Annotated in this window: 25 protein-coding genes and 1 riboswitch; of the genes, 7 read left to right on the top strand and 18 right to left on the bottom strand. The window is 46.5% G+C overall.

Going from position 1 to position 23,537, the window contains the following annotated elements:
• Positions 1-167: 167 nt before the first annotated feature.
• Positions 168-286, bottom strand: a riboswitch (cobalamin riboswitch).
• A gap of 179 nt (positions 287-465) precedes the next feature.
• From F0220_RS07435 to cobD, 4 genes are read right to left on the bottom strand one after another with little or no spacing between them, the layout of a single operon-like run.
• A complete protein-coding gene (locus tag F0220_RS07435; protein WP_149846404.1) occupies positions 466-1,152 on the bottom strand; it encodes a histidine phosphatase family protein in 687 nt (228 codons plus the stop codon).
• A complete protein-coding gene (gene cbiB, locus F0220_RS07430; protein ID WP_149846900.1) occupies positions 1,143-2,123 on the bottom strand; it encodes an adenosylcobinamide-phosphate synthase CbiB in 981 nt (326 codons plus the stop codon). The genes F0220_RS07435 and cbiB overlap by 10 nt, the downstream gene beginning before the upstream one ends.
• Positions 2,124-2,167: 44 nt before the next feature.
• Positions 2,168-2,998, bottom strand: a complete 831-nt coding sequence (locus F0220_RS07425; RefSeq protein ID WP_149846403.1) for an adenosylcobinamide amidohydrolase — start codon at positions 2,996-2,998, stop codon at positions 2,168-2,170.
• Positions 2,995-4,185 (bottom strand): threonine-phosphate decarboxylase CobD, encoded by a 1,191-nt coding sequence (gene cobD / locus F0220_RS07420; RefSeq protein ID WP_149846402.1) that lies wholly within the window; start codon positions 4,183-4,185, stop codon positions 2,995-2,997. The genes F0220_RS07425 and cobD overlap by 4 nt, the downstream gene beginning before the upstream one ends.
• 189 nt (positions 4,186-4,374) lie before the next feature.
• Between cobD and F0220_RS07415 the strand changes: the two genes are divergently transcribed.
• Positions 4,375-5,379, top strand: coding sequence for a lipoate--protein ligase (locus F0220_RS07415; RefSeq protein ID WP_091015244.1), 1,005 nt, complete (start codon positions 4,375-4,377; stop codon positions 5,377-5,379).
• A gap of 279 nt (positions 5,380-5,658) precedes the next feature.
• The gene (locus tag F0220_RS07410) at positions 5,659-6,462 is read left to right on the top strand and encodes a Cof-type HAD-IIB family hydrolase (protein ID WP_062833159.1); all 804 of its coding nucleotides are present in this window, start codon (positions 5,659-5,661) and stop codon (positions 6,460-6,462) included.
• A gap of 328 nt (positions 6,463-6,790) precedes the next feature.
• On the opposite strand, the gene F0220_RS07405 is transcribed toward F0220_RS07410, so the two are convergent.
• On the bottom strand, positions 6,791-7,888 hold the full coding sequence (locus F0220_RS07405) for an NAD(P)/FAD-dependent oxidoreductase (RefSeq protein WP_188310530.1): 1,098 nt from the start codon (positions 7,886-7,888) through the stop codon (positions 6,791-6,793).
• A 202-nt stretch (positions 7,889-8,090) separates the two neighbouring features.
• Here F0220_RS07405 and F0220_RS07400 point away from each other — a divergent pair, with 202 nt between their 5' ends.
• Positions 8,091-8,660 (top strand): TetR/AcrR family transcriptional regulator, encoded by a 570-nt coding sequence (locus F0220_RS07400; RefSeq protein WP_149846401.1) that lies wholly within the window; start codon positions 8,091-8,093, stop codon positions 8,658-8,660.
• Between the two features lie 64 nt (positions 8,661-8,724).
• On the opposite strand, the gene F0220_RS07395 is transcribed toward F0220_RS07400, so the two are convergent.
• Positions 8,725-9,663, bottom strand: a complete 939-nt coding sequence (locus F0220_RS07395) for a DMT family transporter (RefSeq protein ID WP_149846400.1) — start codon at positions 9,661-9,663, stop codon at positions 8,725-8,727.
• A gap of 120 nt (positions 9,664-9,783) precedes the next feature.
• On the opposite strand from F0220_RS07395, the gene F0220_RS07390 reads away from it, so the two are divergent.
• Positions 9,784-11,205, top strand: coding sequence for an aminotransferase-like domain-containing protein (locus tag F0220_RS07390; protein ID WP_223199878.1), 1,422 nt, complete (start codon positions 9,784-9,786; stop codon positions 11,203-11,205).
• A 140-nt stretch (positions 11,206-11,345) separates the two neighbouring features.
• Here F0220_RS07390 and F0220_RS07385 read toward each other — a convergent pair whose 3' ends face one another.
• The 7 genes from F0220_RS07385 to F0220_RS07355 form a co-directional block, all read right to left on the bottom strand.
• A complete protein-coding gene (locus F0220_RS07385; RefSeq protein WP_149846399.1) occupies positions 11,346-11,972 on the bottom strand; it encodes an ABC-2 transporter permease in 627 nt (208 codons plus the stop codon).
• Positions 11,965-12,831 (bottom strand): ABC transporter ATP-binding protein, encoded by an 867-nt coding sequence (locus F0220_RS07380; protein WP_091015254.1) that lies wholly within the window; start codon positions 12,829-12,831, stop codon positions 11,965-11,967. The genes F0220_RS07385 and F0220_RS07380 overlap by 8 nt, the downstream gene beginning before the upstream one ends.
• A 5-nt stretch (positions 12,832-12,836) precedes the next feature.
• The gene (locus tag F0220_RS07375; protein WP_091015256.1) at positions 12,837-13,211 is read right to left on the bottom strand and encodes a GntR family transcriptional regulator; all 375 of its coding nucleotides are present in this window, start codon (positions 13,209-13,211) and stop codon (positions 12,837-12,839) included.
• A gap of 227 nt (positions 13,212-13,438) precedes the next feature.
• Entirely contained in the window at positions 13,439-14,020 is a 582-nt protein-coding gene (gene clpP, locus F0220_RS07370) for an ATP-dependent Clp endopeptidase proteolytic subunit ClpP (protein ID WP_017689971.1), read from the bottom strand.
• A gap of 18 nt (positions 14,021-14,038) precedes the next feature.
• Entirely contained in the window at positions 14,039-14,902 is an 864-nt protein-coding gene (locus F0220_RS07365; protein WP_149846398.1) for an RNA polymerase sigma factor, read from the bottom strand.
• A gap of 118 nt (positions 14,903-15,020) precedes the next feature.
• Positions 15,021-15,827, bottom strand: a complete 807-nt coding sequence (locus F0220_RS07360) for an MBL fold metallo-hydrolase (protein WP_149846397.1) — start codon at positions 15,825-15,827, stop codon at positions 15,021-15,023.
• A gap of 285 nt (positions 15,828-16,112) precedes the next feature.
• Positions 16,113-16,559: a hypothetical protein gene (locus tag F0220_RS07355; protein WP_149846898.1), complete on the bottom strand. Its 447-nt coding sequence runs from the start codon at positions 16,557-16,559 to the stop codon at positions 16,113-16,115.
• Positions 16,560-16,683: 124 nt separating this feature from the next.
• Here F0220_RS07355 and F0220_RS32805 point away from each other — a divergent pair, with 124 nt between their 5' ends.
• Positions 16,684-16,830, top strand: a complete 147-nt coding sequence (locus F0220_RS32805; protein ID WP_223199877.1) for a hypothetical protein — start codon at positions 16,684-16,686, stop codon at positions 16,828-16,830.
• Positions 16,831-17,104: 274 nt separating this feature from the next.
• Here F0220_RS32805 and F0220_RS07350 read toward each other — a convergent pair whose 3' ends face one another.
• On the bottom strand, positions 17,105-17,305 hold the full coding sequence (locus F0220_RS07350; RefSeq protein ID WP_223199876.1) for a hypothetical protein: 201 nt from the start codon (positions 17,303-17,305) through the stop codon (positions 17,105-17,107).
• 135 nt (positions 17,306-17,440) lie between these two features.
• Between F0220_RS07350 and F0220_RS07345 the strand changes: the two genes are divergently transcribed.
• A complete protein-coding gene (locus F0220_RS07345; RefSeq protein ID WP_179198464.1) occupies positions 17,441-18,169 on the top strand; it encodes a C39 family peptidase in 729 nt (242 codons plus the stop codon).
• A gap of 63 nt (positions 18,170-18,232) precedes the next feature.
• A complete protein-coding gene (locus tag F0220_RS07340; protein ID WP_091015263.1) occupies positions 18,233-19,477 on the top strand; it encodes a hypothetical protein in 1,245 nt (414 codons plus the stop codon).
• A 117-nt stretch (positions 19,478-19,594) separates the two neighbouring features.
• Here the strand turns inward: F0220_RS07340 and F0220_RS07335 are convergent, their stop codons facing one another.
• Genes F0220_RS07335 through cysT form a run of 4 tightly spaced genes read right to left on the bottom strand, consistent with a single transcriptional unit; the run spans position 19,595 to position 23,360 of the window.
• Entirely contained in the window at positions 19,595-20,659 is a 1,065-nt protein-coding gene (locus F0220_RS07335; RefSeq protein WP_149846395.1) for a sulfate ABC transporter substrate-binding protein, read from the bottom strand.
• 25 nt (positions 20,660-20,684) lie between these two features.
• Positions 20,685-21,749 carry a sulfate/molybdate ABC transporter ATP-binding protein gene (locus F0220_RS07330; RefSeq protein ID WP_091015266.1) on the bottom strand — a complete coding sequence of 355 codons (1,065 nt, stop codon included), beginning with the start codon at positions 21,747-21,749 and terminating at the stop codon, positions 20,685-20,687.
• A gap of 1 nt (position 21,750) precedes the next feature.
• Positions 21,751-22,548 (bottom strand): sulfate ABC transporter permease subunit, encoded by a 798-nt coding sequence (locus tag F0220_RS07325; RefSeq protein WP_017689977.1) that lies wholly within the window; start codon positions 22,546-22,548, stop codon positions 21,751-21,753.
• Positions 22,545-23,360, bottom strand: a complete 816-nt coding sequence (gene cysT, locus F0220_RS07320) for a sulfate ABC transporter permease subunit CysT (protein WP_017689978.1) — start codon at positions 23,358-23,360, stop codon at positions 22,545-22,547. Before cysT ends, F0220_RS07325 begins: the two co-directional genes overlap by 4 nt.
• Positions 23,361-23,537: the final 177 nt, after the last annotated feature.

Raw genomic sequence — 23,537 nt, 5'->3', positions numbered from 1 at the left:
CTCGTGTAAAATTGGACTCATTTATCTTACATGAACAATAAAAAATCCCTAATCCTTACGTCCAGGATCAGGGATGACGTCTCGCATATGGCAATCTGTACATGTTCAACCAAGGGTTGTCCATGCGCATAGAATAGCCCGAAACGCTGTCCTTTCCTCGAAGGAACACCGGTTTGTACGTCCAGGGCAGGTAACCTGACTTACAGGAATCATCCTGTTTTACAGTGGCGGGACCGTGCCGGATTTGCACCGGCTTCCCCATTTCACCCTTGTGTATTTCATGGCTCGTAGTAATCTGCCATGAAAACAGCCTTCACACGCGGGACCCTTGGTCGCTGATATGGTAAACCATTGCCGTGTAATTTCTGCATGCTGCATACTCCTTCAGGCTTCACACCCTGCAGCGTATCTGTACCCATGCTGAAGTCACACTTCTGTTGTGATTATAGGGTATATTGTACATCCTTACAACCCGATCGGCGGAAAAGTAACTCTGCTGCCAAACCACTGATTCCCCTGTTGATCAAGCTGAACCTGAATCGCCTGTCCTGGGACAACATGTGTATCCCAGAATCCAAGCCCTGCAATCAGACGGGACAAGGCATAGCGGATGACACCACCATGCGTAACTACAACTATGGTTGACTCGCGCCCCTCATCAACGTGCATCGAAGGACGACCCTCCAATAACATCTCTTGGAGAAAGGAATCCAACCGTCCGGTAAACTCCTGCCACGATTCCCCTCCGGGCGGAGTGACCTCCTGTGGCGCATCAATCCAGCTTCGGTACACAGGGTTATCCTTGAGCTGATCATACGTCAGCCCTTCCCACTCTCCAAAATCATTCTCGCGCAGACGTGAGTCGAACTTCACCTGTCCGATGGCATCAGGAAGAATCTGTTCCAGCGTCTGCCGACAGCGAAGCAGATCACTGCAATATACCTCGTGCCACGAAACACATCTCAATTGTTCATGAAGCGGAGCCAGTTCTTCTTTGGCATTTGGCAGCAGACCGATGTCGGTATGCCCCAGGTATCTTTTTTCCAGATTCCACAGCGTTGTCCCATGACGGACCCACAGGATGTTTCGTTTCAGCGGCCCGGGTTGATCCCTATGTACTTCATTGCCTGCATTCTCTTCATTTACGGCCATAACAGCGTCCCTCCTGCCAGCCACACTCCCAGCGTTATGAACACGCATAGTACCACAAAAGCCCCTGCCGACCAGAACATCAGACGTGACGTTTGCACAATATCCTCGGCTTCCATCGGCCTTATTGCCTCGCCCATGTAGGCACGAAATGAAGCAACTCCGTGATACACGTTATGTCCGCCAAGCCGGATGCCCAGTGCTCCAGCTACCGCTGATTCGGGAAAACCGCTATTCGGACTTGGATGTAGTCTTGCATCCCGTGCGACCATGCGTGCTGCTCCTTTGGCGTCCAGCTTCATGACCCAGGCACCCACAATTAACAGCATCGCGGTCAGTCGCGCAGGTATCCAGTTCGCCACATCATCCAGACGGGCCGAGGCCCAGCCAAGATGCAGATACTTGTCATTTTTATATCCGACCATGGAATCCAATGTGTTGACGGCGCGATAAGCCATGGCTAACGGAGCACCTCCAATGAGCGCATAGAATAACGGGGATAAAATGGCATCCACGATATTTTCGGCAACCGTCTCTACCGTTCCCCGCACAACCTCCGGTTCATCCAGATGCGCTGTATCACGTCCAACAATCATGCCCAGTGAACGTCTGGCAGCCGGCCAATCCTGCTGCTTTAGATGACGATACACTTCCATACCTGCATCCTTCAGCCCTTTTGAAGCAATGGTCGTGGCGATGAGCACCACTTCAGCTGCCCCCGCAATGACAGGATGAATCAACCCAAGCACATATACGAGTCCCCAAGTGATGGCAAAGGAACCTCCCGCAATCACAATTGGGAACAACACCCCTGCTCTCTTCAGCCCCGAATCTGTGTTCACACGCGAGCGAATGACACGCTCCAACGCCGAGATGCCTTTTCCCATGCCAATCACCGGATGGGGAATCCAGCGCGGATCTCCGATACATCGGTCCAACAGGTAAGACAGTATAATAATCCAGGCTCCCGCCATGCCTGTCCAGAGTGGCCAAGTCCATAGATGCTCTACCTCAAAAGTCATTTGTGCCTGATCCTCTCTTTCCATAACAGTCCGGCCTGAAGGCTCTCCGTCACCGTGTCGTATACCAATCTGCCAATCGCCGCCCCTGCCGTAGTCGCCGTCCCGGCATACGTGATCATTGGTGGTGGTTCCTCCACTGCCTGACGTACCGCAAACACAATGGCATCGGTTGTGGTGCCCGTGGCGGGCAACCCGTTCTCCGAATCCAGAACACCTGCATCCGCCAGCGCTGCCGCTTTGGCTTCCACCGCCGTCTGTACCGCATTCACCATCGCCCCGGTGGTCATGCGTCCATTCAACCAGAGCATGATGTTAATTGTACCCGGGACATAGGGCTGCATGGTTAGATTCCGTGCTGAAGGAGAAGAGTGGTCCCTGCCGGAAGCCATCGTCTTATTTCCCGCCGCATCAAATACCGTTCTCTCCGAACCCGCGCGTGCTGCATTCGATACCCCCGCAGTGGTGCAGCAAAGAAGACCAAATTCATCACTTGTATATTCCTGAACGGAGGTATGCTCCAGCCTTACGGCTGTCAGTAATCCGGCACATTGATCCCGTGGCTCTTGCCATTCGTTCAGTGCCTGTTCGATATCACGAGGCGGATCTTCACAGCGGTAATGCCTATCCACATAGATATTAAATATGCGATCCAGTTCTAACATCCCACCGCCATATACCGCACTCGACAACGCTTGGGCAGCCCTTGGGCTCTGTGCTTTGATATGTCGTTCATGTGCAGATATGTTCAGTCCCGGCCAGGAAGAGGACACATATTCATTTTCGTCTGTTTTTCCATTAGCAAAATAATTATAAAACGGGAGTGTCACTGCCGCTTCCCTCCCTGTTCCTGTTCCGAATCTTTCGTCTGCTCCTGCTGACTTGATTCATGAATGGAGGTCTGATCAGCATTCGGATATCCCTTGCTTTCCATCACGCTGCCCAGCACTTCGAGTAATGTAGCATTGGCATCTGCATCCTTGACCGCGAAACGAACATGCCCTTCGTCAAGCCCCGGATACATGGCACAGCTGCGAATCAGAATGCCCCTTTGGCCCAGCGCCTGCTGCATGGATGCTGCTGTCCAAGGGGCTGGCACACGTGCCAAAATAAAGTTCGCCTCTCCCGGTGTCACCACACATCCACGCGCCTGCAGTCCTGCGATGAGATGTTCCCGTTCCCGCGAGATCTGTGATATGGTCTCCCGTTCGTACCGTTCTCCACTTCGCAGACAGGCCTCACCTGCCATGAGCGCCAGACCGTTAACACTCCACGTCACCTGTTTCTTCGTCATCGCCTGGATGTATTCCGCACGACCCAAAGCATAGCCGAGACGCAAGCCCGGAATGGCATAAAACTTCGTCATCGAACGAATGATGATTACATTGGGATAGTCGCTCAGATGTGCTGCCAGGGAATGACGCCGTTTTACCGGAATAAAATCCATAAAGGCCTCGTCAATGACAAGTACGGTTCCCGTTTCTTCCGCTTTGCGGGCAAGCCTTTGCAATACCTCAAGCGGATATTGTACACCGTTTGGATTGTTCGGCTGGCCGAGGAAGAGCAAGTCTACCTTTTCCATGAGTTGCTCGATGTCCTTGGGTTCTGCTCGCCACGCCAGCTCTTCTTTGCCCTCTGTATGCACAACCTCGGCACCGAATTGTCGGGCCAATGCGCGGTACTCCGAGAATCCCGGTTCCACCGTACCCACCTTGCGCGGGGCAAGCCCCAGTAGAATAAGCGCCATACTTTCGGCTGCACCATTGCCCACGGAAATCTGCTCCTGCATCACACCAAGACGCTTGCTCAGCAGTGCTTTGAATCCCCGATGCCCCGGATCGGGATATCGAATCACCGACTGCCATCCTTGCTGTATAGCCTCCAGCACCCCTCTGGGCGGACCGAGCGGATTAATGTTGGCACTGAAATCCAGAAAATCAGCGGCTTTCCTTCCAAATCGTGACGCAGCCGTCTCCACGTCCCCGCCATGTCCGAATACTTCGATATAACCGGTCATTCTTCCGTCATCCTTTCTGTATGTCCTTTTTATTATGGATGGCACGGGAGGTGTGGGTCAATCCTGTTTTCTTTGTGTCCCAACCATAATTCGTTTACAATAGAAGAGGAATTTCGGTTCCTTTTGATATACAAGGTTCACTACATAAGGGACTAGCAATCCCTCACATACATTAATGGAGGAATGACCATGCTGTTTGTAGACAACCAGGGCATTACAGATCCTTCTGTAAACCTTGCCATTGAGGAGTACATTCTGAAGCATCTGCCGATGGAGGATGACAGCTATCTGCTGTTCTACATCAACCGTCCGTCGATCATCATCGGAAAGCATCAAAATACGATTGAAGAAATTAATATCGAGTACGTTCAGGATAACGGTGTGCAGGTGGTTCGTCGTCTTTCGGGAGGCGGAGCGGTATATCACGATCTGGGCAACCTGAATTTCAGTTTTATTACAGCGGATGACGGTCAATCCTTCCACAATTTCCGCAAGTTTACCCAGCCTGTGGTTGAAGCTTTGCACGAGCTTGGTGTAAATGCAGAGTTGACCGGGCGTAATGATCTGCAAGTCGGCGAAAAGAAAATCTCGGGCAACGCCCAGTTTTCCACACGTGGGCGCATGTTCAGTCATGGCACATTGATGTTTGATCTGAATCTGGAGCATGTTCAGGCTTCCCTGAACGTCAATCCCGAGAAATTCAAATCCAAGAGCACCAAATCCGTGCGCAGCCGGGTCGCCAACATACGGGATCTGATTGACACCAACCTGACGATTGAGCAGTTCCGCGACGAGCTGTTACGTCACATTTTCCGGATGGAGCCGAAGGACGTTCCACAGTACACGCTCACTGATAAGGACTGGGACAAAATCAAGGAAATCTCTGCTGAGCGTTATAACAACTGGGATTGGAACTATGGCTTGTCTCCGGAAAGCAATGTGAAGCACACTCGCAAATTCCCTGTCGGTATCATCGATCTGCGCATGAACATCAAGGATGGACATATCGAAGATATCAAAATCTTTGGCGATTTCTTCGGTGTAGGCGATGTGGCGGATATCGAAAATATGCTGCGCGGCAAGCGTTATGAGGAATCCGATGTGCGTACTGCACTTGAGGGACTGGATGTAAAACATTACTTCGGCAACCTTGAGCTGGAAGACTTTATCGGCCTTGTTTTCCTGGAAGAGTAGGTATATAAGTTCAACCCAAGGATGTTTACACCTGCCACTCCGATGACAGAATAACCTTCCGATCGCTGTTATCCCCAGATTTTTTGATTCCCTTATTCGAAAGGGAAAATCCGGTGATAGCGTATGCTTCCGATGCAGCTTTCTTGCAGAAAGCTTGTAGGCGAACGCTCTGCTTCTTTAGGTTTTTTCTGTCCTCTCCGTTCTCGTGTAAAACGTTCATATTGAACTGATATAAATAAAGTCGGGTATAGATACAGATAAAAAAGGAGAGAAACACAGATGACCTACAAATTGATTGCAATCGACATTGATGACACACTGATTAACGACAACAAGGAAGTAACCCCTGCTACACAGACTGCACTGGAACAAGCGGTTGCCCATGGTGTAACTGTAACGCTGGCGACTGGACGTGCTTATGCTTCCGCACAAGCGCTTGCTCGTCAAACCGGACTTAACGTGCCGATCATTACGTATCAAGGCGCATTGGTGAAAAACCTGCTGGACGAAAAAGTCCTCTATGAGCGTTACGTTCCACAGGAAGCTTCCCGCAAATTGTATGATTACTGCCTGGAGAACAATCTCCACCTTCAAACATACATTGACGACAAGCTGTATGCCCGTGAGGAAAACGACAAGCTGCGTGATTATGCCAAATTAAACGGCACCCAATATTACATCGAATCTGATTTCATCAAAGTCATCGAACAAAAAACACCAAAGCTGCTTATTATTGATGAGCCAGACTACCTGGATAAGGTTGCCGTTGACCTGCGTGAATTGCTCGGACCTCAAGTGCATATCACAAAGTCCAAACCTTACTTCCTGGAGATCATGCACAATGAAGGAACTAAAGGCCACGCCCTGACCTTCCTGGCTGACCATTTTGGTCACCAGCTCAGCGAGTGTATTGCCATCGGCGACTCATGGAACGACCATGAGATGCTCGAAGTTGCTGGTCTTGGTGTAGCAATGGGAAATGCCATCCCTGCCCTGAAAGAGCTGGCGGACTACATTACGGCAAGTAATAACGAAGACGGTGTAAAAGAGGTTATTGAGAAGTTTGTGCTGAACGCAGAGTAAATAAGGTCAACGAACAGCCCAGTCAGTGAATTTCACTGTGCAGGGCTGTTTTTTTGATTTTAAAAATATGTTCATTATCCTATTTAAACGATTATATTAGCTATATTTCTCTGTTATTTTTTATGTTTTGAGAGCAACAATGCGGAAATCAAGGATAATTGTAGTGAAATCGTAATCGCCATAGATAAGATGACACGATTTGTATCTTGGACATCGGCAAAAAACAAAACAATAAAAAATACAATGAATGAGATTACAATGCTAGCTATGAAATTTAAAGTTATTCGTTTCATGTTATGCCCACTTTCACTTACCACGAAGTATTGTCTTACTTGCTCATGGCATGCTGGAAAGACTCCAGCATTTTCTTGATTTGAACATCAAATTCCAGTTGAAATGACGGAATGATCTCATCTATTTTTTGCTGGAACAGCTCCGGATCTTGGACACCAAGCTCCGCTCTTAACTCCATTTCTTCTTTTGAACCATTGTCGTTCAGGATCATGTTCAGGATTTCACCTTTAAAATATTCACTTGGAGGAAGGATTAGAGCATTCATCAGGAACTGGGTAAAAAAGAGATGTTTATTATTTTCCTGACTCGCCTTTTTCATAGCCTGCTTAGTAAACAAGTTTATATACTTCTGAGCAAACGCAACCCCTTTCATTCGGGAAGGTCCAACATGTTCGACCCCTTTCCAACGCAGATCGGCCACAGAACTAAGCCACCAGGCCGGTTCAATGGCCTGCTGCATACGAAGCAACACTTGGCGCTCAAACTGCGGCTCAGGATGCATTCGCTGCTCATCCAAACATTTCGCTAGGGTCTCGGCTTCAATTGCAGCGACCGTCATGCCTTGGCCATGGATCGGATCGAAGCTGCAAAATGCATCGCCAAGGACGAGTAATCCGGAGGGCCAATTCTCCATCAGTTCAAAATGTTGACGGACAGACTCGGAAATACGGTATCCACGCGGCCCTTGAAAAGGCTCCAGCTGTTCTTCCAACGCTACGATTTCATCCGAAGCAAACAGATGTTTGATTTGCTCTTGGAACTCATCCGGATGAGTTGAAGGATATTCATCTCCTCCTGCGTTGAACAATAATAGTCCAGCGATATCATTTTCAATGCGCCACAACATGCCTGCACGAATTCCTTGCACAGGATGGGACTCTGTTATCACCGTACCCCAGTCGTTTTGAATAGAGGATGGTATCTTATAATAGCGCGTGCTGTAACCAAGCGACACCTTCAGCACTTCCGGCTCAGGCACGGAAAACGCTATCTGTTCAAGCCATTTGATCAATTTGGAAGAACGTCCCGAGGCATCAATAACCATATCTGCTGCAAGCATTTCTTCCCGGTTATCCCTGCCTCTTATTTTGGTATACACGCCTGTAATCGAACGCTCATCTTCTGATGTCATTAACCCGGTAACTTCCGTATTCGTTAAGAAGTTTATATGTTCTATGTTCTGGACTCGCTGACGCATTACCCATTCCAGCAGGGCTCTGCTACTCGATGCAATTTTATTACTTATAATACCAATATACACTTGAAATCTCGTATCATGTAAGAATCAAAGTGTTGATACTATATAGCTAAACTACAATAAGGAACTGATGTAGATGAAAATGATTGATAAAAAGTTGGATTTGAGAGTTACCCGAACTCATAAATTGTTAACGATGGCGCTACTCGATCTGTTATGTGAGAAAGGCCAGCTATTCAGCAACATCACAATTAATGAAATATGTGACAAAGCTATGGTTCACCGAACAACGTTTTACAAACATTTTAAGGATAAATTTGTTCTACTGTCCTCCACCCTAACTTGGGTCCTCCGGGATTATTTACACATTAATGTAGAAGAGCGGCTGCATCAGCCTTTGCAAAGCGTATCTAAAATTCTGTTTGGAAATGTACTGGAGACCATTGTGCAGAACCAACAGAAAGACGAGGGGTTTAACAACTTTTTCATACATTATATCGGAGAGATATTCAGACGAGATTTTCTGGAACTGAAGAGAAGAGGTAAACAATTTTCACTTCCCATAGAATTGGTAGCCGAGTTTCACTCGGGGGTGATTCGTTTACTTGTGACCTGGTGGATACAACATTTCGAAGAGAATGTTACGGCAGAACAGATGGATGAATATTATTACCTACTGGTTAACGAGAATATCATGTTGGAATAACAAACAGCTCAACCTAAAATCAATGGCTGATTTTGAGATTGAGCTGCATACCTTCAAACTTTACCTATTTTAAAACAGACTCGGAAGCCTGCACTGTCATCCTCGCACGACTTCTTTTCTTCAACCAGCCGCTCACCTTCTCATTCATCGCTAGCAGACCTGAAACGACAAGCACTACACCAATCCATGTAACCCAGCTGACATGCTCACCGTAGACAACAGCACCAAGCCCTACGGCAATGGGTGGTGAAATGTATAACCATGTTGCTGGAAACAACGGGTTCGTACGCGACATAATCCAATAGAACAGACTATGCCCCACCATGGAGCCGATGACAGTCAGATAGATCACCGACGAGACAGCAGGCACCCAATCCAGAGCAGACATATTCCACGATTCCGTTCCGACCGAGAGCAGGGATAACAGCAGTCCCCCATACATCATCTGTACTGCGTTAATCGCAATGGGGTTCGCTTCTTTGAACTGATTTATAACCTTCTTGGAATATATCGCACCTGCAGAATAACATACTTCGCCCACCAGAACGGCAATACACCCCCATAGCCATAGTGGACTTCCACCAATGGATACACCCGGCAGAACCACAAGCACAACTCCGGCAAAACCGATTAGACATCCGGTAATCATGCGCGCAGATGTCTTCTGTCGCAACAAAGCTGTCTGCATCAGCATAATCATGAGTGGACCTGTGGCTGACAAAATTGCGCCAACGCCCGAACTCACATATTGTTCAGCCCAATATAAGGTCGCGAATGTACCAAACGTCAGTCCTGCACCTGTGATGAGCATTTCTTTACGCCACAGCAGGGAAATATTGACTTTGCCCTTCATCCTCATCCATGCAAACATCAGCGCTCCCGCGATTACAAATCGCAATCCGGCTGACAGAAAAGGCGGCATGCCTGCCTCTACTCCAATTTTAATAGCCAGAAATGTTGTACCGAAAACAAGACACATAACCGTAAATGCAATCCCCACCATGATAACCACTCCTTTATCTGTTCTCCATCATATCTCATGGTCTACAGAACAGAATGAACAAAACAGAACAGTTTTCTCCCATTAGCTGTTACAATAGAGTTCAAAAGGAGTGTGAGCCGGGTGGGCAGAACCATGATGATGACAGATAACAGCCTGAAATTATATGAGCAAGTAATCCATTATCTCGTTGTGCGTATAGAAGCGGGAGAGTGGGCAGAACATGAAAAACTGCCATCTGTACGAAGCCTGTCCGAGCTACTCGGCGTACATCGGCTGACCGTTTTCAAAGCCTATCAGGAGTTAAAAGAACGTGGGAATGTTTATGTGAAGGATAAGTCTGGCTATTATGTCAGCCCAGCGACTCCATTCTCAGTAACGGATCAGGCGGATGATCCCGCTGTGTCTGCCTGGCTGCATTGGGATTCACTTGCACGGGTACAGTCCCTTGAAGCAGAATACCAATTTTCCAAATCGTTAATCGATCCCTCTTTGCTGCCCAACCGGTATTGGGGTGAACTAATGCGTGATCTGCTAGATCAATATCCCCGTTTGCTCGGAACGTATTCCACAATTCAGGGTGATCTGGAATTGCGAAGTGCGCTGGCAAGCCATCTGACAAAAAAAGAACGTTTCTATCTCTCTGCAGACGAAGTGCTCATTACTTCGGGGGCCCAGCAAGCGATTGACGTCATCTCGCGGACGCTGGTCAAACCCGGAGATCGGGTGTTGATGGAACGGCCTACGTATGGACCAGCAATGGAGATTTTCCGCAAACAAGGTGCTCGTCTGATCTTTACGGATATTCACTCGGACGGGTATGATCTGGAGCAGATCAAACATCTGATGAAGAGTGAGAAGCCGCGCCTCTTTTATATGACACCGACCTTTCAGAATCCAACCGGCATTAATGTTCCAGTAGAACAGCGCAAGCAATTACCCGAACTTGCAGAACAGTATGGTTGTTTTCTGCTGGAAGACGACAGCACCTATGATATCTATTTTAAGGATAAACCTCCTGCACCGATTTTCACCTATGACACCACCGGACACACGCTGTACATTCGCAGTTACAGCAAGTACGTTGCACCCGGGCTACGGATTGCAGCCATCATATGCCGTCAGCGTTTCATGCCAGGACTACAGGCTGTAAAATCACTTACAGATAATGGAACACCCCTTCTGAACCAGAAGCTTTTTCTCCGTTATTTTCAGTCAGAACGTATGCATCAGCATCTGTCCAAGCTGCGGACCGCCATCCAGCTACGGATGGAAGTGATGGAACAATCTCTGCTGGAAACGGACTGGACGTGGACCCGGCCGGAGGGCGGACTCAACTTTTGGGTAGAGCTTCCTGAGGGTATGGATACAGGGAGACTACTTCACCGATGCATGGAACAATCCGTTGCCTTTGTACCCGGAACCGTATTTGATTCTTCGGATCATTCAGCCAGTCGCAAGCTGCGCCTGTCCTTCTCTTATGCACATGAGCAGCAGATTCGGGAAGGCATGAGCAGGCTTATTACGCTTGCAAAAGAAATCTAAGGTTTGGATTTCCTGGAACTGTCATCACTCCGAAGAATATCAAATGCAATTGCCCTCTCACTCTGCTACATCAAAAAAAGTCGCCTTATGGCGACTTTACTTTTGGTGTTCTATATTCTCTACCTGCACCCGCTTTGTGCTTAAAGGTCTTTTCTTACAAACAAGCGGATCGTAATAAGATAAGACACTACAAACAAACCTATAATGCCTACAGAAACCAATGCCATTGTCATTGTGGTAATCATACCGTTCTCGTTGGCCATACTCATGAGGTACGCAACGGGTTGCGCCAGTATAATCATGCAGACCATGAATATCGCATTGATGATACCAGCACCTTTTTTGCTAAGTCCATAGAAAAGAGGCATGTATATGGAAACTAATACAAGCACCATACCTACGGCAATGACAATATCCCTAAGTGAATAATTCGGCTTGTTCAGTTCAGGATAATTCAGGTTCACAAGCTGGTGAATTCCAAACGACGCGAGTACCCCGAATAACGTATAGATTATAGCAGAAAGGTACTTGGCTTTTACAATCTGTTTGCGGCTAACGGGGAGTGTGACCAGGAAATTGTGATTATGGTTCTTGATATCAATCATGGTTGCCAGCATGACCGAACCAAAGGCTGTGTAGATGCCTACAAAATACATTGACATTTCACTCTGGGGTATAAAGGCGAAACTAAATACCACCAGGTATAACCCAATCGTCCACAGTGAACTTTTTAGTACAATGAAATCTTTACGAAGCAAGTTAAGCATATTTGCGTCCTCCCTTCGCCGTAAAATAAATGAGGTCTTCCAACGTAGGTCTTTGTAAAAGAGCAAGGCTGGCAAATAACCGTTCTGCCTCTGCCTTATGATCCGACAATGCTTCAAAACCAACGGCTGTCTCGCGTATTCCGATGAAATGTTTCCGAATGTCGGAATCAAGCAGATCCATATCCCCTTTTACAATCGTATACCTTTCCAGCACATCATCTTTGGCTTCATTGAACACCAGTTTTCCTTGATGAATAAACGTAATGTAGTCTGCAATACGTTCCAGATCGGTCGTAATATGCGTTGAGAAAATAATGGACCTTGTTTCGTCCTGTATCATATCTGCAAGCAGATCGAGCAGTTCCCGCCTAAATACAGGATCAAGCCCGGATGTTGGTTCATCCATAATCAGCAAATCTGCTTCATGCGACAAAGCTACGGCGAGAGAATACTTGATCTTCATGCCTTTGGACAGATCCTGAATTTTCTTTTTGGGAGACAGTTCGAACTGATCCAAGTAGTCATTGAACGCTTTATTATCCCATTTGGTGTAAAAAGGAGCGATCATTTGTGTCATTTCCCGGATCGTTAGATGCTCATAGTAAAAACATTCATCGGACACAATGCCAAGGCGTTGCTTGATATCAATTTCCTGATTGGGCATCTCACTGCCCAATGTCTTGAGGCTTCCCTTATCGGGCTGGATCAGACCCGTGATCATTTTGATCAAAGTACTCTTTCCCGCCCCATTCGGACCAATAAGTCCCGTTATATATCCTTTTTTCACATCAAGAGATACATTATCCACTTTAAATAAGGGATACGTTTTGGTTACATTACGTAATTCGATAGCGTTCATTATGCTTATTCCTCCTCAACCAACAATGTAAGATGATGGATTACATCCTGTGAACTCATGCCCAGTTCTCTGCTCTCACGAATCACTTCGAGCATCTTCTCTTCCAATTGTTTCATCCGCCGCTCTCGAATAAAGTCCTGATTGGCTCCGGATACAAAGCTCCCTTTGCCTACAACTGAATCGATCAGCTTCTCCTTCTCCAGCTCTTCATAGACACGTTTAGTTGTAATAACACTGACTTGCAGATCCTTGGCGAGTTGCCGAATGGAGGGAAGACTATCTCCAGCAACCAATTCTCCGCTCAAGATGCTCTGTCTGATCTGATTTAAAATCTGCATGTAGATCGGATCGCTCGAAGCGTTCGATATTAAAATGTTAATCTTTCCTCACCTCAATGATGTTACGTAGTTTTCAGTAGGTATAGTGTATATATATAATATATACACTATACCTACTGATGGTCAATCTTTATTTCAGATTGTTCTTATTCTGATCCGATCCATAGACACGGACTGGCTAATCTGTACGACAAAAAGAGGACGTCAGTTTCCTGTTCGTCCTCTTGATTAATCAAGCCCGAAAGGTCACATGACCTTCCGAGCTACTGTTATGAGCTGGATATGACCTTATCCACCAATCCATATTCGACTGCTTCAGCAGCGGTCAGGAAATAATCTCGATCTGAGTCCTTCTCAATCCGCTCAATCGACTGTCCTGTATGATCGGCTAACAGCTTGTTAAGGCGCTGACGATGCTGAATGATGCGGTTAGCATGAATCAGCATATCCGACGCCTGCCCTCGCGTACCGCCATGTGGCTGATGGATCATGATCTCACTGTTTGGCAATGCCATACGTTTGCCTTTTGTTCCACCTACCAGCAATATCGTGCCAAAGCTTGCCGCCATCCCTGTACAGATCGTGGAGATATCCGGCTTCACGAATTGCATCGTGTCATAGATCGAAAATCCTGCGGTCACCGACCCACCAGGGCTGTTGATGTACATCTGGATGTCCTTCTCCGGGTCCTCTGCAGTCAAAAACAACAACTGGGCCACGATGGCATTTGCCATCTGATCCTCAATCTCTCCGGACACCATAATGATCCTGTCTTTGAGCAAACGGGAATAAATATCATAACTCCGCTCTCCGCGAGCAGTTTGTTCCACTACATAGGGCACTACATTCATATGTGTCGCCTCCTCGGTTTAGGCAACCATGTTGATCGTGTACCCGCCTCCATATGACATCGAGTTCATGCCAGAAGTAGAGTACCCGTACATCATTGGCTGCATGGATGGAGACGGCAAAGTCTGCTGCAAAATCGTCCCCGCCACAGCCATCGGACGATTCAGGCACAGATCAATGATTCGGGCTGTATCCCCATTACGAAATGCCAGCAGATAGCTACGCAGTTCCTCCCGATTGTCCTCCACTGCGCCCTCCTCATACTGCAATTCTGTGTCCGATTGTTCCAACCTGTGCCTCACTTCAGCTATAGCAGAACGTGCACGACTTAACGCTGCTTTCACAGCACCTTCTGTCGTATCCAGCATTTCCGCAGTCTCTGCCGCCTTATAACCCATTAATTCACGTAATACATATATCACTCGCTGCCACGGTGATAGCGTATTTACAAGAAGTTGTACGGCAGACTCCAATTCCTCGAATCGCCTTTCCTCCTCCATTTCGTGTAGGAGCGGCTTTAAGCTATCCAGTTTATATGACAATCTCTCCCGCTGACGTAAGATATCAATCCAGCTGTTGCGTGCAATACGAATCAGATAAGCTTCCCAGTTTATATCTTTATTCATCCCGGAAGTTCCAACTACACTCGACGACAACACTTTGAGACAGGTCTCCTGAACCAGATCCTCCGTGTCTGGAACTGATTTCGTCAGAGATAAACAATACGCATACAACGAACCCATCAGATCGGGTAGTACGGTATGGATGCTTTGGTTCAATTGATTTTTTCTGTCGTTGCCATTGAATTCAATATCGAATTTATCTTGTTTTCCATCATCATGTGGTCTGTTGATTCTGCAATCCACGGACTTCACAAAGGCCATCTTGGGGGCCCCCCTTTGCTGGTTCCTGATTGATTTTGACTTACACTATGTAAACGAAGAACCCCTTGTAAAGGATACGCTCTTCTGAATTTATTTTTATTACGCTAGTTAAGTTGGGTTACGCATTCGTTTCCAGCTTTAATGTTCCAAGCGGCACCTTCATCCCGGTAAGGGCAATCGTAATACGTTGATCCAGATTATAATTCTGCCGTACATCGACGTCATGAGACATATGTGTAAAATAAGTATGACCTGGCTTCAGTTCCAGCAGCAGCTCCTGCGCCTCACGCATATCGTACACGGAACGTGTTGAGAATTCCGCAAGTTCATGCACAAAGCTTGTTCCAAGCACCAGCAGATCCAGTCCCAGCAACGGCTCTTTTTCGGATGGCTTCAGGTCAATGGCGTCTGAACAATACGCCCAGCTATACCCAACCCGATCCAGCCGATACGCGTACGAATACCCGTTATGCCCATGACATACTTTCCAGGAATGCACCTTCCATCCCCCGAGTTCAATATCATCATCAGTTTCCAGAAAGTCCATATGACGCCCCAACCAGGGAAACTGTCCCTGAATGGTAGCAATCACTTCGCGTGGTGCATACAAACGCCCCTTTACACCCAACCAGCGGCATGCATCCGCCCATTCCGGCAATCCTCCAATATGATCAAAATGAGCATGAGTGACGAGCAGCGTATGCACCATACGTAATCCCTGATCCTCCATCTGTGATCTCCAGTCTGGTCCGCAGTCAATCATGAACTGTTCACTCGCACCATCGCCACCACCGTCAATCAGGACAGAAGAGCGTTTCCGTTTATTCTCTCCCGTAAGCCTTGCCTCTGTACATATTTCGCAATCACAATACACACGTGGAACGCCCATCGCATCGCCAGTGCCCAGAAATGTTAGCTGATTCAATCCGCATTCCCCCTGAATTAATGATATGTAGATTGTAATCGTCCACCTCTGTTTTTGCAAAAAAAAGACCATCCCGCTGCAGTTCTCCACTGCAATTCGGGACAGTCTGTGGTCTGACCGTTCACCGTCAGACCTTCATCTCCATGCTTCGCTCCATTCGGGAGCGTACGCTCATCTTAATTTGGTGCGCCCATTTATAAGCCGGCCGCCCGCACCAAGAGCAGGCTTTACCTTTTTCACAGACCATGGCCAATTAGTTCGTCTCACATTCACTCCGCGCTGGAACTATACCAGTGCCCGCAGCTTCAATGTCAGTTCCTGACCTTCAGGTACATCCTTCGAATCCGTAATGACCCAGTTCGATGCAAGCCGCTTCGCCAGTACCTCTGCCTGCTCCGGTTTCAACTGTAATCCGGTGACGATTCCTTCACCCACTGTGAAGTCTCTCTCTGGCTGTACCTTAAAGGCCTTTTCCAACCAGATTCCGAGTCCACCACGCGTGTTAAAGGTAATCCGGTACCCATCTTTTACTGCTGCCTCCAGATTTTCACCATGCTCATCCGCATACGAGAAAAATTCGTTATATCGGTATTCCTCTTCAGACACGGCGTCAAAAGCGGAAACATCTTTGGCTTGAATGGCTTTTAATATTTCTTCCTCAGGCATTCCCTTACCGCGGGCCTGCTCCAGTCGAATTGCTGTACTTTGGGATAATTTGATCTCTGTGTTCATACTATCACGCCTTTCTGCAACATCCATTCGAATTCTATTCGTATAAGCTCATTATATCCTGTCCTGATACCTGAATACAAAGTATCCCGACGACACTTGCAACCATTCCGATTTTTCCTCTCGGATGCGAGCAGAAGCATCGATGTCTCCGCTACAGATTGGTGGCATCGTGTCGTATACGCCAAGATCAGGTACAGGAATCGCCCCCAGCAAATCTGCATATACGGACGCACCGGATCACAATACAATTCCTCCGTTGGTGCGACCTTAACCAGCTAACCAAGGTACATGCCGGCTTTTAATCGAAGAAGTGAAGAACCATAGACAGATCATGGACTATGAACAGATAAGTCATTCCTAGTTCGGCCTGTAAACCCTTCAACAGATTGACCAACTGTGCTTATACTGAAACACCCCAGCGCAGACAACGACCCATGACAGAGAATAAAATCGGGATTGACTGATAGAGCACGGGCAATACTCAAACACTGACGTTGCCCTCAGCTGAAATCATGCGGATAACGTTCAACTTCAAGCCTACTAGTTCATGAGGTAAGCATTGTGCCTTCATCTCTACCTTCAAACCTCACCACGGGTTCACTGATGATCAGCAGAATCTTCATGCCTGAATTTAGTGAGGAATACGGGTCCTGAAAGATTTTCTCTATCCGTTTGTGTAGCGGCTTCAACTGCCACTCGTTCATCTTAACAACATCCCGTCCACCAAATATTGCACTAATATCCATCACATCAAAACAGTCTTACATATTAGATTTAAATAGGACAAATTAATAGTATTGACAATCAATACCATAATATATATATTATAGATGTCCGGACTTAGTACATTTCTTCACATTATTTTAAAGGGAGGCTTTAAATTGGAACTAAAAAAACTTCTAAAAAGCACTACATTCACTCTTATCTTCACTGGAATGCTGGCTTCAAGTGCTTTTGCTGCTGGTACTGGTGATAACCCAACACCCACGATGGACATTCCAACCCTAAAACAACAACAGATGCTTCCAAAAAAAATGAAAGAATTACAAATTCATAAGGATAGAGCTGAAAGTAAGTACCATATTATGGCTCTAGGTGATCTACAAACCGTAGGGGTTACTCCGTTCAAACAGGAAACAACCTATTGGTGCGGACCTGCTACTACAAAGCAAGTATTAAATTATCTAAATAGTAGTTCTGAATCACAGTCTTACTATGCTAAGAAATTAGGAACTACAAAAGATGGTACTGACTTTACAATCGTTGACGATGTTCTAAACAATCTTCAATCGCAGTACACATATTCGTACTCAACATCACTCAATTTTGAAACATGGAAGTATGCAATCATGTATTCGTCGGATAAATACCATCCAGCTGTATTAGATTTAAAAATTACTGGTAATGAATTAGAAAACTACACTGGTACTGTAAGCGGACATATAATCAATGTTTCTGGCTATGACTTTAGAACAAATGATGCAAAGGTTAGGCTTACAGATCCTTATGATCAGGGTAATAGAGGAAAAACACACGGTAACAAGTGGTATAGCCTCGATAAAGTGTATCAAGCCAATCAAAACCACTTTAGACAAGCAATAATATGGTAATGATTCGTTAAAAAGAAGGGAAGCAAAGCTTCCCTTCTTTAATAATGTACGGGAGGTATTAACATGAAAAATAGATTTATTTTCTTTTACATCGCCCTTCTAGTTGTTTTATTACTTACAGCCTGTAAAGAAACCACTACATCCGATCAAACGGTAAACCATAACCCATCTGAAAAACCTTCTAGTACGTTGGAAACTACACCTGAAATTGACTCATCTACTAACCCTACAACAACAGAACTACCACAAACTAAACCCGATGTTAAATTTAAGCTTCCTTACACTATCGATTCAATAACTATTAAAAATGATATTTTGGAGCGTAACACCATCGTTTCCAGTTATAAAAATGACAACGATATTGTCATTTTTAGCAGAGATTTCTCCACAACTGATGAGATGGAAATGGAAATTATTCAGTTTGACACGAAAAAGAATACCTATGTCTCTCAATATCGTGCTGCGAAAGGCATGATTATTAATACCTTAGTGTCCGTTGGTGATGACTTATTTTGGGTGGAAAATCCATCTCATTCACCAGATAATAATACTCCTTGGAAAATGATGCGGATGAAACGAGATGATCTTGAAGCAAGCCCTACCATTTTTACCGAAGGGATTAGTGAAGATCAAATTGCCGTCCCTGTATTAAGAACCTATCAAGATGAGATTAGCTGGATAGAGAAGAAGATCAACAATAAAATTGTTAAAAATGAAGCATTTATTTATAATGTAAAAAGCAATATTAAGACTAATGTAACCACACAATTGCTAAATGAAAAAACAAAGAATAAAAAGGGCATTTTCCTTGATTTACAAAGACCTGTCAATGAAGGATTATTGATACAGCAAACGGTCTTTGGAGATAAAGATCCAAATACAGAAAAACGGTTTGACATTGTTATGTATCCTAAAGATCATTCCGAACCTGAGCTTATTATTAAAGATCGTGAAGACATTTATGATTTCACAGCAAATGAGCAATGGATTGTATTAACGACTGAGAGTGCTACTGAAATTTTAGATAGAAATACAAAAAAATTGATCTATACCATTGTTCACGACAGTTCGCTACTCGGTGGATACTCCCCTTTTCTATTGGAAAATCAGCTTATCTACAAACAATCGCCCTATATTATGGCTGTAGATTTAACCACAGGCCATAAGCAACGAGTAATTAATAAAGAAGGAAGCTACACGTCTATTTATAACTTCGGTGATATTCTCACCTTTACTCGCATGGAATATGAAAAAGATAGAACACAAGCAGAATTATTTTTCATCCACTTGAATGCAAGAGATCAATAATATATTTAATGAATATGCCGGAGCAGTTTGGCCTTAACCCCCTCTCAGGTAAATGGCCTCCCCATAGTTAGACATGATCTAACCATGGGGAGGCCATTTCAATGCTGTACGATTCCACTACAGCCCCGCGAGCACCTGATACCACACGCCACGTTTGGAGTACAACGTACTGCGTACCTCGTCCCATCCACCCAGATAGTTAATATCAAATAGCCCTTCTGGCGTTGGGAATGTGGACTCCGTCTGTGCAAATACATCCGGATCTACTGAACGAAAACCATGCTTGGCAAAAATGCGCTGTGCTTCTGGTGTACGCAGATAGGCGACAAAAGCTTCCGCAAGTTCACGATTCCCATGTTTGTCGGCATATTTATTCACCACAACTGCCGGGTTTTCAATCAGGATCGTATTTTTCGGAATGACAATGTCATAATCTACACCTTTCGCGATCCGGGCAAGCAATTCATTTTCATACGTGACGATGACATCACCCACACCATATTCGAATGCAGCCATCGAAGAACGCCCACTCTTGTCCAATGATTCAACGTTACGATGTACCTGTTCGAGAAAAGCCTTGGCTGCGGCAGGATCTTTCTTCCCCTCTTGCTCCTCCGACAGTTTCAATCCGGCACCGTAAATGGCATTAATGTCCCATTGTGCGCCTCCGGATGTCTTTGGATTGGGGTACAGTACCTTCACTCCTGGCTTGGTTAAGTCCTGAAAATCACGAATATCGAGCGGGTTGCCCGCTCTTGTGCCCAGAACAACAATTGAACGGGTGATCATGCCCTCATTAGGGGTCTGTTTCCAATCGGAGCTAACCAGATCGGCTTTGACCAGCTTGTCGATATCACTTTCCATCGCGAGCAAGGCCACATCAGCCTCGAATCCACCAACGATGGCTCTTGCCTGTGTACCCGATGCTTCATAGGACTCCTGGAAGTTAATTGTCTGTCCGGTTTTTGCCTTCCACTCCTCTTGGAACATGGGTAGCAACTCGCCTACAGCGTCTTTCGCTACACTATAAGCACCAATCACCAGCGTATTGGATGAATCGTTACCAGCGGGCTCGTTCTGTTCGCTTGCCCCCTCCTGCTTGCTGCACCCAGCGGTCATGCAGACGAGCAGAAGCATGAGGGCAACATTTAAGAGTATGGCTTTCTTCTTCCTCGTCTGCATGGGCAGCCCCTTTCTTCCACTTGATCTAAATCATCACCGGCATCGGATCTTCCTTCAGTCGGTTCTCAACCACCCAACTGTTGGAGTCATTGAACAGGTATGCACGATGTACCAGGACGCGAATTTGTTGACCGATCTCCAATGTCGTTTTCTCCAGGGAACGATATGTGATTAACTTGTGCCCCTGTACGTCCACCTCTACCATCCATTGACTGCCGCGGAAATGAAGATGTTTGACTGTACCTTTTTCCGTTGCAGACAACATGGTGAACTCGTTTTTCAAGCCGATCTCAATATACTCCGGTCGAATCAGCGCTTTGGTATGTTCACCCTCGACGGCATGTTCGAACCCTTTCAACTGGGAAGCATCCTCCACAACCGTAGACTCCCCGATAAATGTAGCGACAAACGGTGTCTGCGGGTTTTTGTAGATATCCCAAGGTGTGCCCTTCTGTTCCAGACGACCCTGACTGATAATCATGATCTCGTCCGCCACTTCAATCGCTTCATCCTGGTCATGCGTTACAAAAATCGAAGTGATTCCTACCCGCTCGATTAGCTCCCGCAACCATGAACGCAGTTCCTGACGGATCTTCGCATCAATGGCCGCGAACGGTTCGTCCAGCAATAACAGCTGCGGCTCAGGGGCGAGTGCTCTGGCAAAAGCCACACGTTGACGCTGTCCACCAGACAACTGGTGTGGATAGCGCTGTTCAAAACCTTTTAACCCGGTCAGTTCAACAAGTTCCATCACCCGATCACGGATCTGGGCTTTTGGTGTCTTCTTGACCTTGAGTCCAAAAGCAATATTCTCAAATACCGTCATATGTTTGAACAAGGCATAGTTCTGGAATACAAATCCGATGCCACGCTCCTGTGGAGGCAGATGGTTCACGACTTTTCCGTGAAAGCGAATCTCTCCGGAACCCGGATTTTCCAGACCCGCAAGCATCCGCAGAATGGACGTTTTCCCGCCTCCGCTGGGTCCAAGCAGACCGATCAGATGGCCTTTGGCAATATCGAATGAGACATCTTTTACCGCATGAAAATCACCGAAATGTTTGTTCAAATCACGGACTTCTACATGCATATCAATGCACTTCCTTTCGCTTCTTGGCCCATTCCATCATGAGCAGCAGCCCGACGGAGAAGGTGACCAGCACCAATGCCACACCATTTGCGGCAGCCACATTAAAATTCTCAACATCCTGATACACCAGGGTTGTTGCGGTCTGCGTTTTGTTCATAATATTCCCGGATACAACCAGCACTGCACCGAATTCCCCAAGCGAGCGCGCAACTGTCAAGACCAGACCATACACTACCGCCCAGCGGATCGAAGGCCATGTCACACTCCAGAACGTTCTCCAGCCGTAGGCGCCAAGTGTAGATGCGGCCTCCTCTTGTTGAGAACCGAGTTCCTGCAGGACAGGCATAACCTCTCTTACCATTAGTGGAAATGTAACAAATAACGTTGCGATCACCATCCCCGGGAAGGCATAGACCACATTGAATCCAATTCCTTCAAAAAAAGCACCCATAATGCTGTTAGGTCCCAACATCAATACAATCATCAAACCGCCAATGACAGGAGATACGGCATAAGGCAAGTCTACAATGCTGTTCAGCAGCCCTTTTATCCGTTCACTCAACCATCCGGCACGAACCAGATACAGAGCCATCATGATGCCAAACAATGTATTTAACAGGGTGACCACCAGGACCACCAGTCCGGTCATCATCAAGGCGTGTAACGCCTCAGGGCGCATCAGCCCTTTCAGGAATCCACCTGCCCCGTCTTCAAATGCACCAATAAAAATGCGTCCAAGCGGGATGATCAACAGTACTATAAATACCGCAAACGTCAGTCCGATTAAGAGTCGTCTCATCGTCTTCTCCCCCGCATCTGCACCAGATTGATCAGCCAGAGGATCAGGAAGGAGAGCGTCAGGAGCAACACGGATACCGCAGCGGCTCCCGTTGGATTATCACTTTCAATCTCCCCGTATATAAATACGGAAGCAGTCAGTGTTCTTCCCGGAATGTTACCAGCCACCAGCACGACAGCCCCGAATTCAGCCAGTCCTCTGGAGAAAGCCAACATCCCTCCACTGATCATGCCAGGTGCCATAGACGGCAGAATAACCTGCATGAACGTGCGCGCCTTGGATGCCCCCATCGTGTATGAGGCCTCTTCCTCGGAAGGATCGATTTCTTCCAGCAAAGGCTGCACCGCACGAATAACAAACGGAAACGTGACAAAGGTCATCGCGATAACAATGGCGGGCTGGTGAAATACAATCTCAAATCCCATGGATTCTGCCAGTTTTCCGATGGCACTGACCGGACCCAAAAGCAGCATAATCATCAAACCGCCCACCGCTGTTGGCAGTGCAAACGGGAGATCAACCAGACTGTTAAGAAACGATCGGCCGACAAAGCGATACCTTGTCAACACCCAAGCGATCATCGTGCCCAGAACCACATTAATTAGCGTAGCAATCACGGCCAGCCGAATGGTCAGCAGTACGGCTTTCCACGCAATAGGGTCCATAATGCTCTGAACAAAGTTGCTCCATCCTTCAGAGAAGGAATTGACGTACACACCGATGATTGGAAGTACAATAAGTACGATAAAATATAACAATACGGTACTGCGGAATCCCCAAGTCCATCCCTTATGACGAAGAACGGTATTCATTGCTGCGTTCCCTCCCAGCCTCCGGCTTTAGCTCCGGTCGGCAGTCTTCCTGGCTTCAATACGACATTTTTCCTAAGTTGGATGATATTACTTTAATATTATTCCCATTAGTCTACTTGGTTTTGCTTTTCTGATACTTTACCAGTTTGCAGTGCTAATCGTCAATGCTTTTATTGA

It is taken from the genome of Paenibacillus sp. 37, from assembly GCF_008386395.1.
GTDB lineage: Bacteria > Bacillota > Bacilli > Paenibacillales > Paenibacillaceae > Paenibacillus > Paenibacillus amylolyticus_B.
This window is presented reverse-complemented; position numbering and strand designations above follow the sequence as displayed.